14 protein-coding genes are annotated in these 13,080 nt (G+C 68.5%); 11 read left to right on the top strand and 3 right to left on the bottom strand.

Annotation, left to right across the window (positions count from 1 at the left end):
• Positions 1–11 precede the first annotated feature (11 nt).
• The gene (locus ABJK40_RS19320; RefSeq protein WP_348478182.1) at positions 12–389 is read left to right on the top strand and encodes a single-stranded DNA-binding protein; all 378 of its coding nucleotides are present in this window, start codon (positions 12–14) and stop codon (positions 387–389) included.
• Positions 390–398: 9 nt separating this feature from the next.
• On the opposite strand, the gene ABJK40_RS19325 is transcribed toward ABJK40_RS19320, so the two are convergent.
• Positions 399–1,583, bottom strand: a complete 1,185-nt coding sequence (locus tag ABJK40_RS19325) for a DUF1015 domain-containing protein (protein WP_348478183.1) — start codon at positions 1,581–1,583, stop codon at positions 399–401.
• Positions 1,584–1,592: 9 nt separating this feature from the next.
• Here ABJK40_RS19325 and ABJK40_RS19330 point away from each other — a divergent pair, with 9 nt between their 5' ends.
• The 9 genes from ABJK40_RS19330 to ABJK40_RS19370 all read left to right on the top strand — a co-directional run bounded on the left by ABJK40_RS19330 (position 1,593) and on the right by ABJK40_RS19370 (position 9,904).
• A complete protein-coding gene (locus tag ABJK40_RS19330; RefSeq protein WP_348478184.1) occupies positions 1,593–2,366 on the top strand; it encodes an HAD-IIA family hydrolase in 774 nt (257 codons plus the stop codon).
• 9 nt (positions 2,367–2,375) lie between these two features.
• On the top strand, positions 2,376–2,939 hold the full coding sequence (locus ABJK40_RS19335; protein WP_348478185.1) for a hypothetical protein: 564 nt from the start codon (positions 2,376–2,378) through the stop codon (positions 2,937–2,939).
• Between the two features lie 13 nt (positions 2,940–2,952).
• Entirely contained in the window at positions 2,953–3,705 is a 753-nt protein-coding gene (locus ABJK40_RS19340; RefSeq protein WP_348478186.1) for a TlyA family RNA methyltransferase, read from the top strand.
• On the top strand, positions 3,702–4,556 hold the full coding sequence (locus ABJK40_RS19345; protein ID WP_348478188.1) for an NAD(+)/NADH kinase: 855 nt from the start codon (positions 3,702–3,704) through the stop codon (positions 4,554–4,556). Before ABJK40_RS19340 ends, ABJK40_RS19345 begins: the two co-directional genes overlap by 4 nt.
• 84 nt (positions 4,557–4,640) lie before the next feature.
• A complete protein-coding gene (gene recN / locus ABJK40_RS19350) occupies positions 4,641–6,233 on the top strand; it encodes a DNA repair protein RecN (protein WP_348478189.1) in 1,593 nt (530 codons plus the stop codon).
• A 73-nt stretch (positions 6,234–6,306) separates the two neighbouring features.
• A complete protein-coding gene (locus ABJK40_RS19355; protein ID WP_348478190.1) occupies positions 6,307–7,941 on the top strand; it encodes a CTP synthase in 1,635 nt (544 codons plus the stop codon).
• The gene (locus tag ABJK40_RS19360) at positions 7,941–8,507 is read left to right on the top strand and encodes an NUDIX hydrolase (RefSeq protein WP_348478191.1); all 567 of its coding nucleotides are present in this window, start codon (positions 7,941–7,943) and stop codon (positions 8,505–8,507) included. The genes ABJK40_RS19355 and ABJK40_RS19360 overlap by 1 nt, the downstream gene beginning before the upstream one ends.
• 12 nt (positions 8,508–8,519) lie before the next feature.
• On the top strand, positions 8,520–9,449 hold the full coding sequence (gene xerD / locus ABJK40_RS19365; RefSeq protein ID WP_348478192.1) for a site-specific tyrosine recombinase XerD: 930 nt from the start codon (positions 8,520–8,522) through the stop codon (positions 9,447–9,449).
• Positions 9,446–9,904, top strand: a complete 459-nt coding sequence (locus tag ABJK40_RS19370) for an HD domain-containing protein (protein ID WP_348478193.1) — start codon at positions 9,446–9,448, stop codon at positions 9,902–9,904. Before xerD ends, ABJK40_RS19370 begins: the two co-directional genes overlap by 4 nt.
• Before the next feature lie 35 nt (positions 9,905–9,939).
• Here the strand turns inward: ABJK40_RS19370 and ABJK40_RS19375 are convergent, their stop codons facing one another.
• Complete coding sequence (locus ABJK40_RS19375) at positions 9,940–11,235, bottom strand: MATE family efflux transporter (RefSeq protein ID WP_348478194.1); 1,296 nt, start codon at positions 11,233–11,235, stop codon at positions 9,940–9,942.
• Positions 11,232–12,233: a tryptophan--tRNA ligase gene (trpS, locus tag ABJK40_RS19380; protein ID WP_348478195.1), complete on the bottom strand. Its 1,002-nt coding sequence runs from the start codon at positions 12,231–12,233 to the stop codon at positions 11,232–11,234. The genes ABJK40_RS19375 and trpS overlap by 4 nt, the downstream gene beginning before the upstream one ends.
• Positions 12,234–12,286: 53 nt before the next feature.
• Between trpS and ABJK40_RS19385 the strand changes: the two genes are divergently transcribed.
• Positions 12,287–13,069: a ScpA family protein gene (locus ABJK40_RS19385; RefSeq protein ID WP_348478196.1), complete on the top strand. Its 783-nt coding sequence runs from the start codon at positions 12,287–12,289 to the stop codon at positions 13,067–13,069.
• Positions 13,070–13,080: the final 11 nt, after the last annotated feature.

Below are 13,080 nucleotides of genomic sequence, written 5' to 3' on the forward strand. Positions count from 1 at the left end.
GGAGAACTCACATGGGTACCCAGAACACCATCGACACGGATCGCATCAACACGGTCGTCGTGGCCGGGGAGGTCACCTCCGAACCGGTCGTCCGTGAACTCGCGTCCGGCGCAACGGTCGTCCAGTTCGACCTCAACACACCGATCGACGGCAGCAACGTGTCGGTGCCCGTCGCCTGGCACGATCCGACCGTCGCTCAGCAGACCGCGATCGCCCGTGGCGTCCACCTCGTCGTGGTCGGCTCGGTCCGCCGACGCTTCTTCCGCGTCGGTGGTCGCACGCAGTCGCGAACGGAGGTGATCGCAGCGACGGTCATCCCCGCTCGACGCACGAAGTCGGTCCGCTCGGCCCTCACCGCCGTCTCCGACGCACTGTTGGCACAGCGATGAGCGCGAGCGTCAGGCGAGAGGACGTACGACGAGCCCGGTGAGGAGCTTGGGCGTGAAGAACGTCGACTTCGGCGGCATCACGACGCCCTCGCGAGCCGTGCGCTCGATCTCGGCGACGCTGACCGGGCGGATCAGCACGGCGGCGTGTGCGTCCCCGTGAACGACGGCGTCGACCACCCGATCGACACCGTGCTGGTAGGTCACCGAATGCTCGACACCCGACAGCAGTTCCTCGAGCCACAGTCCGTCGAGTGCTCGGACGTCGTCGAATGCGCCCGGCCGTGGCGTCAGCCACTCGGCCGAACCGTCGGGACGCACGAGGCACAGAGCGCCCCGCTCCTCCATCTCGGCGAGTGTGGTCGCGTCCGGAGCAGGCGCGGGAGAGCGGTCGAAGCCGGCGTCCAGCGCGGCGACGAGGTCGTCGACGTGCACGTCGACGTACAGGCGGTGGATCGCCTCGACGCTCAGTTGGTCGGCGACGAGTTCGCTGACGAACGCGAGGGTGTCCTCGGCATCGGTGTCCTCGCGTCCGGTGGCTGCGCGTGTCTCGTCGCGGAACTTCTGGGCCACGCCGTACCGGTGGTGACCGTCGGCGATCAACACGTCGTCGGTCGCCAACTTGGCACCGATCGCAGCGATCCGGTCGGGATCACCGACGCGCTCGACGGTGTGGGTGACTCCGTCGATCGTCACGGTGGCGACGGCCTCGCCCGGTTCGGTCAGCAGGTCGGTCAGTCCGTCGGCGAGCGACAACCCCCAGATGGGCGACATGTTGGCGCGAGTGGCACGCGTGAGGTCGAGGCGGTCGGTCGACGCCTTGGGCGTGATGCGTTCGTGGGGGAGCACGCCACACTCGCCGTACGGGCCGACTTCCAACCCTCCCAGCACGCCCACGATGTTGCGGTCGGCACCGCTGGCGTCGGTGAACGCCAGTCGGTACAGCGTGTAGCTGGGCCGGTCGTCGTAGGCCATCACCCCGGCGTCGATCCAGTCGCGCAGCGTGGCACCGGCGCGCTCGTAGCGCTCGGGGCCGTCGGACTCCCGTGGGACGTCGACATGGGTGATGTTGAACTCGTGTCGCGCGTTGAGCGCGTCGAGGTCTGCGTCGGACAGCACGTCGTACGGCGGCGCGACGAGGTCGTCGATCGTCGCGTCGCAGTAGCGCAGGGCGGGGAAGGGGGTGAACCGTGGCACGCTCACAGGATGCCAGACGAAGTCCGCACCGTGCTCTGTGACCTGGACGGCGTCGTCTGGCTCGCTCACGACCCGATCCCGGGAGCGGTTGACGCGATCGCCCGCCTGCGCGCCTCGGGTCGTCGGGTGCTCTTCGTCACGAACAACTCCGCTGCGCTGGTGGCCGACCACGAAGCGTCGCTCGCGGCGATCGGCATCGAGGCGCGGGGCGACGTGGTGTCGTCGTCGATGGCTGCGGCATCACTGCTCGCGCCCGGCGAGCGCGTGCTGGTCGCCGGTGGACCCGGCATCGTCGAGGCGGTCGAATCGGCGGGTGCGGTCGCCGTCGTCAACGACGGCACCGACCTCGACGATCCGGTCGACGCGGTCGTCGTCGGCCTCCACCGAGACTTCGACTACGACCGGTTGCGTGTCGCCGGCCGGGCCGTCCTCGACGGTGCACGCCTGATCGGGACCAACAGCGACACGACGTACCCGACGCCACGGGGCCTGGAGCCGGGGGGCGGGTCGATCGTCGCGGCGATCGGTGCGGTCGGTGGCGTCGACGCCACCTTCGCCGGCAAGCCCGAGCAACCGATGGCCGACCTCGTCGTGCGACTCGTCGACCCGTCGCCGCAGTCGCCTCGCACGTCCTCGATGCTGATGATCGGCGATCGACCCGAAACCGACGGGCTGTTCGCGGAACGGATCGGCTGCGGGTTCGCACTCGTCGAGACCGGCGTCACCGCAGCGGGGCACGGCACGCATCGCGACCTCGCCGCCGTGGTCGACTCGCTCCACTAGCCTGGGGCAATGGCTCAATCCACGCTCCAACGACTTCTCGACGCCGGTGTTCAGTTCGGTGAGATGACCCGCAAACAGGCCGAGTCGGTCGTGTCACAGTTGGTCAAGGCCGGCGAGGCACCTCGACGCGACACCGAGAAGCTCGTCTCGGGCCTGGTCGAGCGAGGCAAGGACACCTCCGAAAGAGTGAGCGAGATCATCCAGCGTGAGGTGTCCAAGCAGGTGAGCTGGATGTCGGAGCGATTCGACGAACTCGAAGACCGGTTCGAGGACCTCGCCGAGAGGCTCGCCGATCGTGTCGGCGACACCAAGACCCCGGTGGCCGACGACGTGGAGGCCGTGGCGAAGAAGGTCGCGCCGACGAAGAAGGCCGCAGCGAAGAAGGCCGCCGCGAAGAAGACGTCGACGCGCAAGAAGGCCGCCACGAAGAAGGCGGCGACGAAGAAGGCGGCAGCACCCGCGAAGAAGAAGGCCGCCTCGAAGAAGACGTCGGCGCGCAAGAAGGCCGCCACGAAGAAGGCGGTCGGGTCGTCCGGCGTGCGCAAGGTCGCCACCAAGCGCACGGCGCGCTGACCGCGCCGCATCCATGGCCGCACGACGGCGGCTCGACGCCGAACTCCTCCGTCGCGATCTCGCACCGAGTCGAACGGCCGCGCAGGAGTTGATCGACTCCGACCGCGTCCTCGTCAACGGCGCAGTCGCCGCCAAGGCCTCGCGGCTGGTGTCGCCGGGCGACGCGATCGTCGTCGACGGACCGCCCGCCCGCTTCGTCGGACGCGGGGCCGAGAAGCTCGAGCATGCGCTCGACGTGTTCGGCGTCGACGTCGCCGGCCTCAGGATGCTCGACGCCGGGGCATCCACCGGCGGCTTCACCGACTCCCTGCTCCAACGTGGCGCCCGCCAGGTGGTGGCCGTCGACGTCGGCCACGGGCAACTCCACGAGCGGTTGCGTGGCGATGAACGCGTCGTCAACCTCGAACGCCAGAACATCAGGGCGATCGACGCCGACGTGATCGGTGGGCTCGTCGACGGCGTGGTCGGTGACCTGTCGTTCATCTCGTTGCGTCTGGTCATCGCGCCGGTCGTGGGCGTGTGCCAGCCTGGGGGCTCCATGGTGCTGCTCGTCAAACCACAGTTCGAGGCGGGTCGCACCGAGGTGAGCCGCGGCAAGGGCGTCGTCACCGATCCGGAGATCCACGAACGGGTCCGCGTCGAGATCGATCGGGCACTGGTCGACGCGGGCTGCCGGGTGGTCGACTGGACGACCTCCCCGATCACGGGCGCCGACGGCAACGTCGAGTTCCTCGTCCACGCCACGACGCCGGTGTCCCCACCATGACGCTCGATCGACTGGTCCTCGTCGCCCATCACGAACGTCCCGAGACTCCGGAGTACTCCGCCGAGGTGGAGCGCTGGTGCGCCGTCCACGACGTCGAGTTCTGGATGCCGCCCCAGGATGCCGAACGACTCGACCTCGCACACTGTGCCGACGCCCGACCGCTCCACGACGCCGACGTGGTCGTGAGTCTCGGTGGAGACGGCACGATGCTGCGCAGCGTCGAACTGCTCGACGGCCACGCGGTGCCGCTGATCGGTGTCAACCTCGGCTCGCTCGGATACCTGACGGAGGTCGAACCCGACGGGTTGACCGATGCTCTCGACCGTTTCGCCCTCGGCTCCGAGGCGGGGGAATGGCACATCGACGAACGGATGATGCTCGACGTCGCCGTGAACGGTGTCCTGGTCGGGCGAGCGCTCAACGAGGCGGTCGTGGAGAAGAACCAGTCCGGGCACACCGTGCGCCTCCTGGCCCGCATCGACGGCGACGCGTTCACCCACTACGAGGCCGACGGACTGATCGTGTCGACGCCGACCGGATCCACGGCGTATTCGCTGTCGGCGCGCGGTCCGATCGTGTCACCCCGGCATCGGGCGATCCTGCTCACGCCGGTGTCGCCGCACATGCTGTTCGACCGCTCCCTCGTCCTCAGTCCCGACGAAGTCGTCGAGATCGAGGTGGCCGGGCACCGACTCGCCGACGTGGCCGTCGACGGTCAACCCACCGCAGTCCTCGAGCCGGGCGACGTCGTGGCGTGCAGCCCGTCGGCCGCCACCGCCCGTTTCGTACGGTTCGGGGCGTACCGGTACCACCAGATCCTCAAGTCGAAGTTCGGGCTGGCCGACCGCTGACGTCACCGCCGGCCCGATCGAGCGACGGCACCTTGATCGAACAGGTGTCCGATCCTGGAGTACCCCCGTGATTGAATGTGGAGGATGCTCAGCGAACTCCACATCGAGAACCTCGGGGTCATCGAGGAACTCGACCTCGTCCTCGGCAACGGTCTCACTGCGCTCACCGGTGAAACCGGTGCCGGCAAGACGATGCTGGTCGAGGCGATCGAACTGCTCGTCGGCGGCCGCGCCGATTCCACGATGGTGCGCCACGGCGCCGGCGAGGCGCGTGTCGAAGGCCGGTTCGTCGGGCGTGACGGAACCGAGCGGATCCTGGCGCGCGTCGTGCCGACCGACGGGCGATCTCGCGCCTACGTCGACGGGCGCCTGGCGACCGTGGGCGCCCTGGCCGAGATCGCGGGCGACATGGTCGATCTGCACGGCCAGCACGCACATCAGTCCCTCCTGTCCGTCGCCACGCAGCGCGAGGCACTCGACCGATTCGGACACGTCGACCTCTCGCGGCTGCGCTCCGCACGGGCGCGCCTCACCGAGATCGATGCGTCACTCGCCGCCCTGGGTGGCGACGAGCGCCTCCGGGCGCGTGAGATCGACCTGTTGCGGTTCCAGGTCGACGAGCTCGACGCAGCCGGGATCGACGATCCCACCGAGGACGACACGCTCGATGCCGAGGAGTCGGTGCTCGCCGATGCGGCTGCCCACCGTGATGCCGGTCGGGCGGCGAACGAGGCGCTCGGCGGCGAGAGCGGAGCCCGCGAGGCGTTGGGGGTGGCTCTCGCCGCGATCGACGGGCGGCGCCCCTTCGACGAGGTGGCCTCGCGACTGCACGACGTGCTCGCAGAACTCGACGACCTGGTCACGGCCGCGCGAGACCTCACCGACGGCATCGACGAGTCCCCGGAGCGCCTCGGCGAGGTGCGCGAGCGCCGCCAGTTGCTCGCCGACATGCGACGCAAGTACGGCGACGACCTCGCTGCGGTGATGGCGTACCACGCCGACACCGAGGACCGCCTGCACGAGTTGGAGTCACACGACCAGCGCGCCGCCGAGCTCGACGCCGAACGAGTCGACGCTCTGGCCGAGGAACGCGCAGCTGCCGTCGAGGTGGGGCGGGCGCGGCGTGCGGCCGCCGAGCCGCTCGGCGCGGCGGTCGAGCAGCGACTGCACACGCTCGCCATGGCGCACGCGGCCGTGGCCGTCGAGGTCGGCGAGCACGTCGACGATCATCCGGGCGACCGGGTGCAGTTCCTGCTCGCCGCCAACCCCGGAGCCCCGTTGTTGGCGCTGAACCGGGTCGCGTCAGGCGGAGAGTTGGCCCGGTCGATGCTGGCTCTGCGGCTCGTGCTCGCTGATGCGGGCGGTTCGGACTCGTCGGTCGAGACCCTCGTGTTCGACGAGGTCGACGCCGGGATCGGCGGCGAGGCGGCGCAGGCGGTGGGTGACGCTCTGGCCGGCCTCGCTCGCCACCACCAGGTGTTGGTGGTCACGCACCTCGCACAGGTCGCAGCCGCAGCCGATGCGCAGGTCTCGGTGTCCAAGACCGTGCGTGGCGGCGCGACGTTCGCGTCGGCGCGACGCCTCGACGGCGACGAACGCGTCGAGGAGTTGGCCCGGATGCTGTCGGGCTCCACGAGCGACTCGGCCCGCAGACACGCCCGGGAACTACTCGCGTGAAGTTCCGTGCTCGCCGAGTGATATGGTCACATCCCGTCGTGTCGTCGAGACGCATTTCAGACGGAGGGTTCCCATGACCAAGCACATCTTCGTGACCGGTGGGGTCGCGAGCGCACTCGGCAAGGGCCTCACCGCGTCGTCGCTCGGTCGTCTCCTCAAGCTGCGAGGCCTGCGGGTCACACTCCAGAAGCTCGATCCGTACATCAACCTCGATCCGGGCACGATGAACCCGTTCGAACACGGTGAGGTCTTCGTCACCGACGACGGCGGCGAGACCGACCTCGACCTCGGTCACTACGAGCGCTTCATCGACGAGAACCTGTCCCGCAACTCCAACGCGACCACGGGATCGATCTACAAGACGGTCATGGAGGCCGAGCGGCGCGGCGACTACCTCGGCAAGACCGTGCAGGTCATCCCGCACATCACCGACGAGATCAAGCGACGCGTCGAGCGCGTTGCCCAGCAGGACGTCGACATCGTCATCACCGAGGTCGGCGGCACCGTGGGCGACATCGAGATCCTCCCGTTCCTCGAGGCGATCCGCCAGTTCCGCAACCAGGTCGGGCGCGACAACGTCTGCTACATCCACGTCACGCTGGTTCCGTTCATCGGGCCGTCGGGCGAGCAGAAGACCAAACCCACACAGCACTCGGTCACCGAGTTGCGGTCCCGGGGCATCCAACCCGACGTGATCGTCTGTCGTTCCGAACAACCTCTCTCCGACGACCTGAAGACGAAGATCTCCAACATGTGCGACGTCGATCGTCGCGCCGTCATCAACGCCGCCGACGCCCGCAACATCTACCAACTGCCGCTGATCTTCCACGACGAAGGCCTCGACACGTTCGTGTGCGACGTGTTGCGCATCGACGACGAGGTCGACCTGTCGTCGTGGCAGCGGGTGGTCGACAAGGTCGAGGCCGCCACCGATCCGGTGCGGATCGGCCTGATCGGCAAGTACATCGAACTCCCCGACGCCTACCTGTCGGTGGTCGAGAGCCTGAAGCACGCCGGGTTCCACCACGGCGCGGCCGTCGAGATCGACTGGATCCAGTCCGAGAGCGTCGAAGGGATGCTCGCCGACGGTCAACTCGGGCATCTGGACGGCATCGTCATCCCGGGTGGTTTCGGCCATCGAGGCGTCGAGGGCAAGATCGCCGCCGCGCGGTACTCCCGTGAGAACGCCATGCCCTGCCTCGGAATCTGCCTGGGGCTGCAAGCGATGACGATCGATTTCGCCCGCAACGTCGCCGGGCTGACCGGCGCGAACTCGACCGAGTTCGAGCCTGCGGCGGCCCACCCGGTGATCGACCTGATGCTCGAGCAGCGCGGCATCGAGGACAAGGGCGGCACGATGCGGCTCGGCGCCCACTACGCCGTGCTCGCCAACGAGAGCCAGGTCGCCACGGCGTACGGCGAGACGGTGGTGTCCGAACGGCACCGCCACCGCTACGAGTTCAACGATCGCTACCGGGCACCGCTCGAGAGCGAGGGTCTGTGGTGCTCGGGCACGTCACCCGACAACAAGTTGGTCGAGTTCATCGAACTGCCTGGGCACCCGTTCTGGGTCGCCACGCAGGCGCACCCCGAGTTCAAGAGCCGACCCGATCGCCCACACCCGCTGTTCCGGGAGTTGATCTCCGCCGCGCTGACGCACCGGCGCGAACGCACCGAGTCGGCGCCGTCTGCCGACGTGTCTGCCTGATGGCAGGGTTTCGGCGGGTCGAGGAGTCGTCGGTCCACCAGGGCCACGTGTGGCACGTTGCCACCGCCGAGTTCGAGGCACCCGACGGACGGCGCTTCCACCGCGACATCGTCCGCTCTCCTGGTGCGGTCGGCGTCGTTCCGCTGATCTTCGACGCCGAGGGGAACCCGTCGGTGGTTCTGGTGTCGCAGTACCGGCCTCCGTACGAGGAGAACGTCATCGAGATTCCCGCCGGAATGCGCGACGTCGAGGGCGAGGACACCGCAGCGGTGGCACGCCGTGAACTCATCGAGGAGGCCGGTCTGTCGTCGGACCGCCTCGAGTTGCTGATCGAGCAGTATCCGTCGCCGGGCATGACCGATTCGGTGGTCACGATCTACCTCGCCACCGAGTGCACACCGGTGCCCACGGATCGACAGGGGCCGGAGGAGGACTTCATGGAACTCCTCCACGTCCCGCTCTCGGAGGCGCTGGCGATGATCGACTCGGGACAGATCTGCGATTCCAAGACCGTGTCGGGTCTGTTGCTCACCGAACGTCGGTTGCGTCTCGCCGACGGGACCTGACGGGTCGCCCGGGTGGCCCGCGAGCCGCTGCCGATCGAGGCCGAGGAGTTCCTCGCGTGGATGCTGGCCGAGAAGGGCCGGTCGGCGAACACCCTGGCGGCGTACCGTCGCGACCTGAGGGCGTACTGCTCGTGGCTCGCCGCGCACGACCGCACCCTGCTCGACGTCGCCCACGAGGATCTCGTCGCGTTCGTGGGTGAGCGCACGGCGTCGGAGTCGGCGACTGCGTCGATCGCGCGCCAACTCGCAGCGATCAGGATGCTGCACCGGTACCTCGCCATCGAAGGTCTGCGCCCCGACGATCCCGCGGTCGAACTGGAAGGCGTGAGGGTGCCGTCAGGGATCCCGAAGCCGCTGACCGAGACCCAGGTCAACAGCCTGCTCGATGCGGTCGCCGGCCACGCGCCCATCGATCACCGCGACCGGGCGTTGCTCGAGCTGCTGTACGCAACGGGGGCACGGGTCTCCGAGGCGGTCGGGCTGTCGATCGGCGACCTCGACCTCGACCAACGCCTCGTGCGCCTCTACGGGAAGGGTTCGAAGGAACGGATCGTTCCGTTCGGATCAGCGGCGGCCGGAGCGCTCGACGACTGGTTCTCCGCGCGTGGGCGCGCCCGCCTCGTGCCGGTCCGGTGGCAGCGACGCGGCGACGCCGAAGCGGTCTTCCTGAACACACGCGGTTCGCGTCTCACTCGCCAGGCGGCGTGGCTGGTGGTGAAGAAGTACGGGCGGCGTGCGGGCATCTCCGACGACCTGTCGCCGCACGTGTTGCGACACTCGTGCGCCACGCACCTCCTCGATCACGGCGCCGACCTGCGCGTGGTGCAGGAGATGCTCGGACACGTCTCGATCTCGACCACGCAGATCTACACGCGCGTCAGTCAGGAACGCCTGTGGGACGTGTACCGCTCCGCCCATCCGCGCGCCACACTGGGCTCGTGAGCACGCTCGGCGAAGTGATCCGACATCCGTTCCACCTCGCTCGCCGGTTCGTCACGTCGCTCCCACCGAGGCCTCCGCTGCCCGCAGACGAGGCCTGGGCCGACCAGAACCTGTTGGACGGCGAACGCTCGCTGTGGGTCCGTCTGAGCAATCAGGACCGACGACATTCGATCGGTGTGGCCCGCCGTTTCGCCGCCGCCCGCCCCGGCGCCACGCGAGCCGAGGTGGCCGGTGCGCTGCTGCACGACGTCGGCAAGGTGGAGTGCGGGCTGGGCACCTTCGGACGCGTCGCGGCGACCGTCGTCGGGCCGCGCAGCGAACGTTTCCGGCTGTACCACGACCACGAGCGGATCGGCGCCCGCCTCGCCGAGCGAGCGGGTTCGGAGCCGGCCACCGTCGAACTCGTCGGCGAGAGCGGACCTGCGTACGCCACCCTCGAGGTGTGCGATTACTGAGTGGGTGGCGACCGGGTCGCGGCTGGGCGTCGAACTCAGGGGAGGACGGCTCGGCTGCGACGGAAGTTGACGAGGGATCGCAGGGTCATCCACACGAGCAGGCCCGTCCAGATTCCGGCGATGCCGAATCCGGGGACGAGCACGACGGCGGTTGCGATCGGGATCACCGCCACGAGGTAGCCCAGGGCGGCCCGGCCGAGGAACGCGTAGTCGCCCACCCCGATGAGTGAGCCGTCGGTGGCGAAGGCGAGTGAGCCGGGGATCATGATCGCCGCGAGGAAGAACAACGCTGCGGTCGCACGACTGATCACGTCGGTGTCGTCGCTGAACACCCGCGCGATCAGCGGTGCGGTGGTCGCGACCAGGACGGCGAGCCCGACGCCGACGATCAGCGACAACCGAACGGCCCTGCGGTTCACCTCGGCGGCCCCGCCGCCCCCGCGGCCGAGTTCCTCGGCGACGAGCGTCTGCGCCGGAACGGCGAGCGCGTCGAGTGTGAGCGCGAGGAACAGGAACATCGTGATCGCGATCGAGTGAGCCGCGAGCGTGGCGTCGTCGATCCGTGCCGCGAGTGAGGTCGCCCCGGTGAACACCATGAGCATCGCGCCGACACGGAGCAGCAGGTGCCGGCCCGCCGAGAGGAGGGGTCCCATCTCGATCCACATCGGTCGGATCGACGATGCAGCGACGAGATGCGGCCGGGCCAGGACGACCAGCGCCACTCCGGCGAGCATCTGGGCGACCACCGTGGACCACGCGGCGCCGGCGACACCCATGTCGAACCCGAACACGAGCACGACCTCGACGGTTGCGTTCACGATGTTGGCGGCCACGAGGACGACGAGCGGGGAGCGGTAGTCGCTCGCACCCCGCTGGGTACCCTGCGCCGCGAGCCCGACCAGCACGAACGGCACACCGATCGCGGAGATGCGCAGATAGGTGACGGCGAAGGGGAGCACGTCATCACTCGCCCCGAGCAGCTCGGCGAGTGGTCGAGCGAGGAGAGCGAGCAGCGGAGCGGCGAGGAACCCGATCATCGCCGCCAGCCACGTGGCCTGCACGCCGACATCCGCGGCTCCGACCCGATTCGAGGAGCCCAGACGGTTGGCGACTCGCTGTGTGGTCCCGTAGGCGAGGAAGTTCGATCCGCCGACCACCAACGACAGGATCGACACCGCAACAGCGACACCGCCCAGTTCCTGGGTGCCGATGCGACCGACGATCGCCGTGTCGACGAGTCGATACAGCGGTTCTGCGGCGAGCGCACCGAAGGCGGGGATCGCCAGTGCGATGATCCGACGATCGACGGGGGTCAGTTCCGGGCGGTTCAAGTCGGCAGCATGCCGATGGCCGCATGCGCACGGTCGAGGGTCGCCGTGGCCACCTCACGCGCACGATCCGCACCGACGCGCAGCAGTCGGGTGAGTTCGCCGCGGTCGTCGAGCAGGTCGCCGTACCGCTCACGGATCGGCGTGAGGGCCTCCACCACGGCCTCTCCCGTCTCCACCTTGAGCTTGCCGTACTGCTCGTATCCGTCGGCGACCTGCTGGGGGCTCCGTCCGGTGATCGCCGCGTTGATGTCGAGCAGGGTCGACACGCCGGGCTTGTTCTCGCGGTCGTAGCGAACGGCGTCGGCACCGGTGTCGGAGTCGGTGACGGCCCGCTTGAACTTCTTCATGATCGTCGCGGGGGCGTCGATCAGGTACACGCACCCGGCGTCGGACTCGTCGGACTTCGACATCTTCGAGGTCGGATCCTGCAGGCTCATCACGCGAGCCCCGGCAGCGGGAAGCACGGCCTCGGGCACCACGAACGTGTCACCGAAGCGGTGGTTGAAGCGAACGGCGACATCCCGGGTGATCTCGACGTGTTGGCGCTGGTCGTCGCCCACGGGCACCTCTTCGGTGTCGTAGAGCAGGATGTCGGCCGCCATCAGCGCCGGGTAGGTGAACAACCCGGCCGAGACGAATCCACCCGACCGTTTGGCCGACTTGTCCTTGAACTGGGTCATCCGACTCAGTTCGCCGTACGACAGATTGCACTGCATGATCCAGGCGAGCTGGCTGTGCTCGGGTACGTGGCTCTGGACGAAGACGGTGGCCACATCGGGATCGAGGCCCACGGCGAAGAGCATCGCGGCGGTCCGCAGGGTGGCGTCGCCCGCGATGCCCGGTTCCTCGATGACGGTGAGTGTGTGCAGGTCGACCACGCCATGGAACACGTCCTTGTCGTGCTGGCCCGACACCCAGTTCCGCAGCGCCCCGAGGTAGTTGCCCAGGTGGACCTCCCCGGTCGGTTGGATGCAGGACAGGACCCGAACGTCGCTCACGGCCCGAAACGCTATCCGTTGCCTGTCGGGTGGGACGGGTAGGATCGGACCCGATGGTCGATGTCGCAACGCCTGTGTACCAGGGCCCCTTCGATCTGCTGTTGCAGCTGATCCTCAAGGAGCAGGTCGACATCTACGAGATCAACCTGTCGCTGATCGTCGACGCCTACCTGGTCGAGATCGAGCGGATGCAGGCCGACAAGACCCTCGACCTCGACGTGATCACCGGTTTCCTCCTGATCGCGGCCACGCTCGTCGACCTGAAGGCGCGCCGGCTGCTCCCGAACCCGACCGACATGGACCTCGACGAGGAACTGGCACTGTGGGAGGAGCGCGACATGCTCCTCGCCCGACTGCTCGAGGCCAAGACCTTCAAGGACGTCGCAGGGGTGTTCGCACAGTTGGCCGAGGATGCCGATATGTCGTTCCCGCGTGCGGTCGGGCCCGACGAGCGCTTCGCGGCCGCGCTGCCGGACATGCTCGAAGGCACGAGCGTGAGGAGTCTGCAGCGTGCGGCGATCCGGGCACTCACGCCGCGCCCGGTGCCGGTCATCGACCTGTTCCACGTCAACCCCATCAAGATCACCGTCGCCGACGCCGTCGGCGAACTCCTCGACGAACTCCCACGGGTCGGGCGCATCTCGTTCCGGCGGCTCACGGCCGATCTCACCGATCGGATCGAGGTCATCGTGCGATTCCTCGCACTGCTCGAACTGTTCAAACAGGGCGTCGTCGATCTCGATCAGCCCGAGCGATTCGGCGACATCGAGGTCGTCTGGGCCCCGGCCGACGGTGTGGACACCGACGCGATCCTGATCGACGCCTACGACGGCTGACCGAACCGCTC

Origin of the sequence: Ilumatobacter sp. (genome assembly GCF_039969435.1) — a bacterium.
GTDB lineage: Bacteria > Actinomycetota > Acidimicrobiia > Acidimicrobiales > Ilumatobacteraceae > Ilumatobacter_A.

What these genes read in the sequence shown, in the direction of transcription:
- ABJK40_RS19320 (WP_348478182.1), top strand. Translation starts at nt 12, where the DNA reads ATGGGTACCCAGAACACCATCGACACGGATCGCATCAACACGGTCGTC.
- ABJK40_RS19330 (WP_348478184.1), top strand. Translation starts at nt 1,593, where the DNA reads ATGCCAGACGAAGTCCGCACCGTGCTCTGTGACCTGGACGGCGTCGTC.
- ABJK40_RS19335 (WP_348478185.1), top strand. Translation starts at nt 2,376, where the DNA reads ATGGCTCAATCCACGCTCCAACGACTTCTCGACGCCGGTGTTCAGTTC.
- ABJK40_RS19340 (WP_348478186.1), top strand. Translation starts at nt 2,953, where the DNA reads ATGGCCGCACGACGGCGGCTCGACGCCGAACTCCTCCGTCGCGATCTC.
- ABJK40_RS19345 (WP_348478188.1), top strand. Translation starts at nt 3,702, where the DNA reads ATGACGCTCGATCGACTGGTCCTCGTCGCCCATCACGAACGTCCCGAG.
- recN (WP_348478189.1), top strand. Translation starts at nt 4,641, where the DNA reads ATGCTCAGCGAACTCCACATCGAGAACCTCGGGGTCATCGAGGAACTC.
- ABJK40_RS19355 (WP_348478190.1), top strand. Translation starts at nt 6,307, where the DNA reads ATGACCAAGCACATCTTCGTGACCGGTGGGGTCGCGAGCGCACTCGGC.
- ABJK40_RS19360 (WP_348478191.1), top strand. Translation starts at nt 7,941, where the DNA reads ATGGCAGGGTTTCGGCGGGTCGAGGAGTCGTCGGTCCACCAGGGCCAC.
- ABJK40_RS19385 (WP_348478196.1), top strand. Translation starts at nt 12,287, where the DNA reads ATGGTCGATGTCGCAACGCCTGTGTACCAGGGCCCCTTCGATCTGCTG.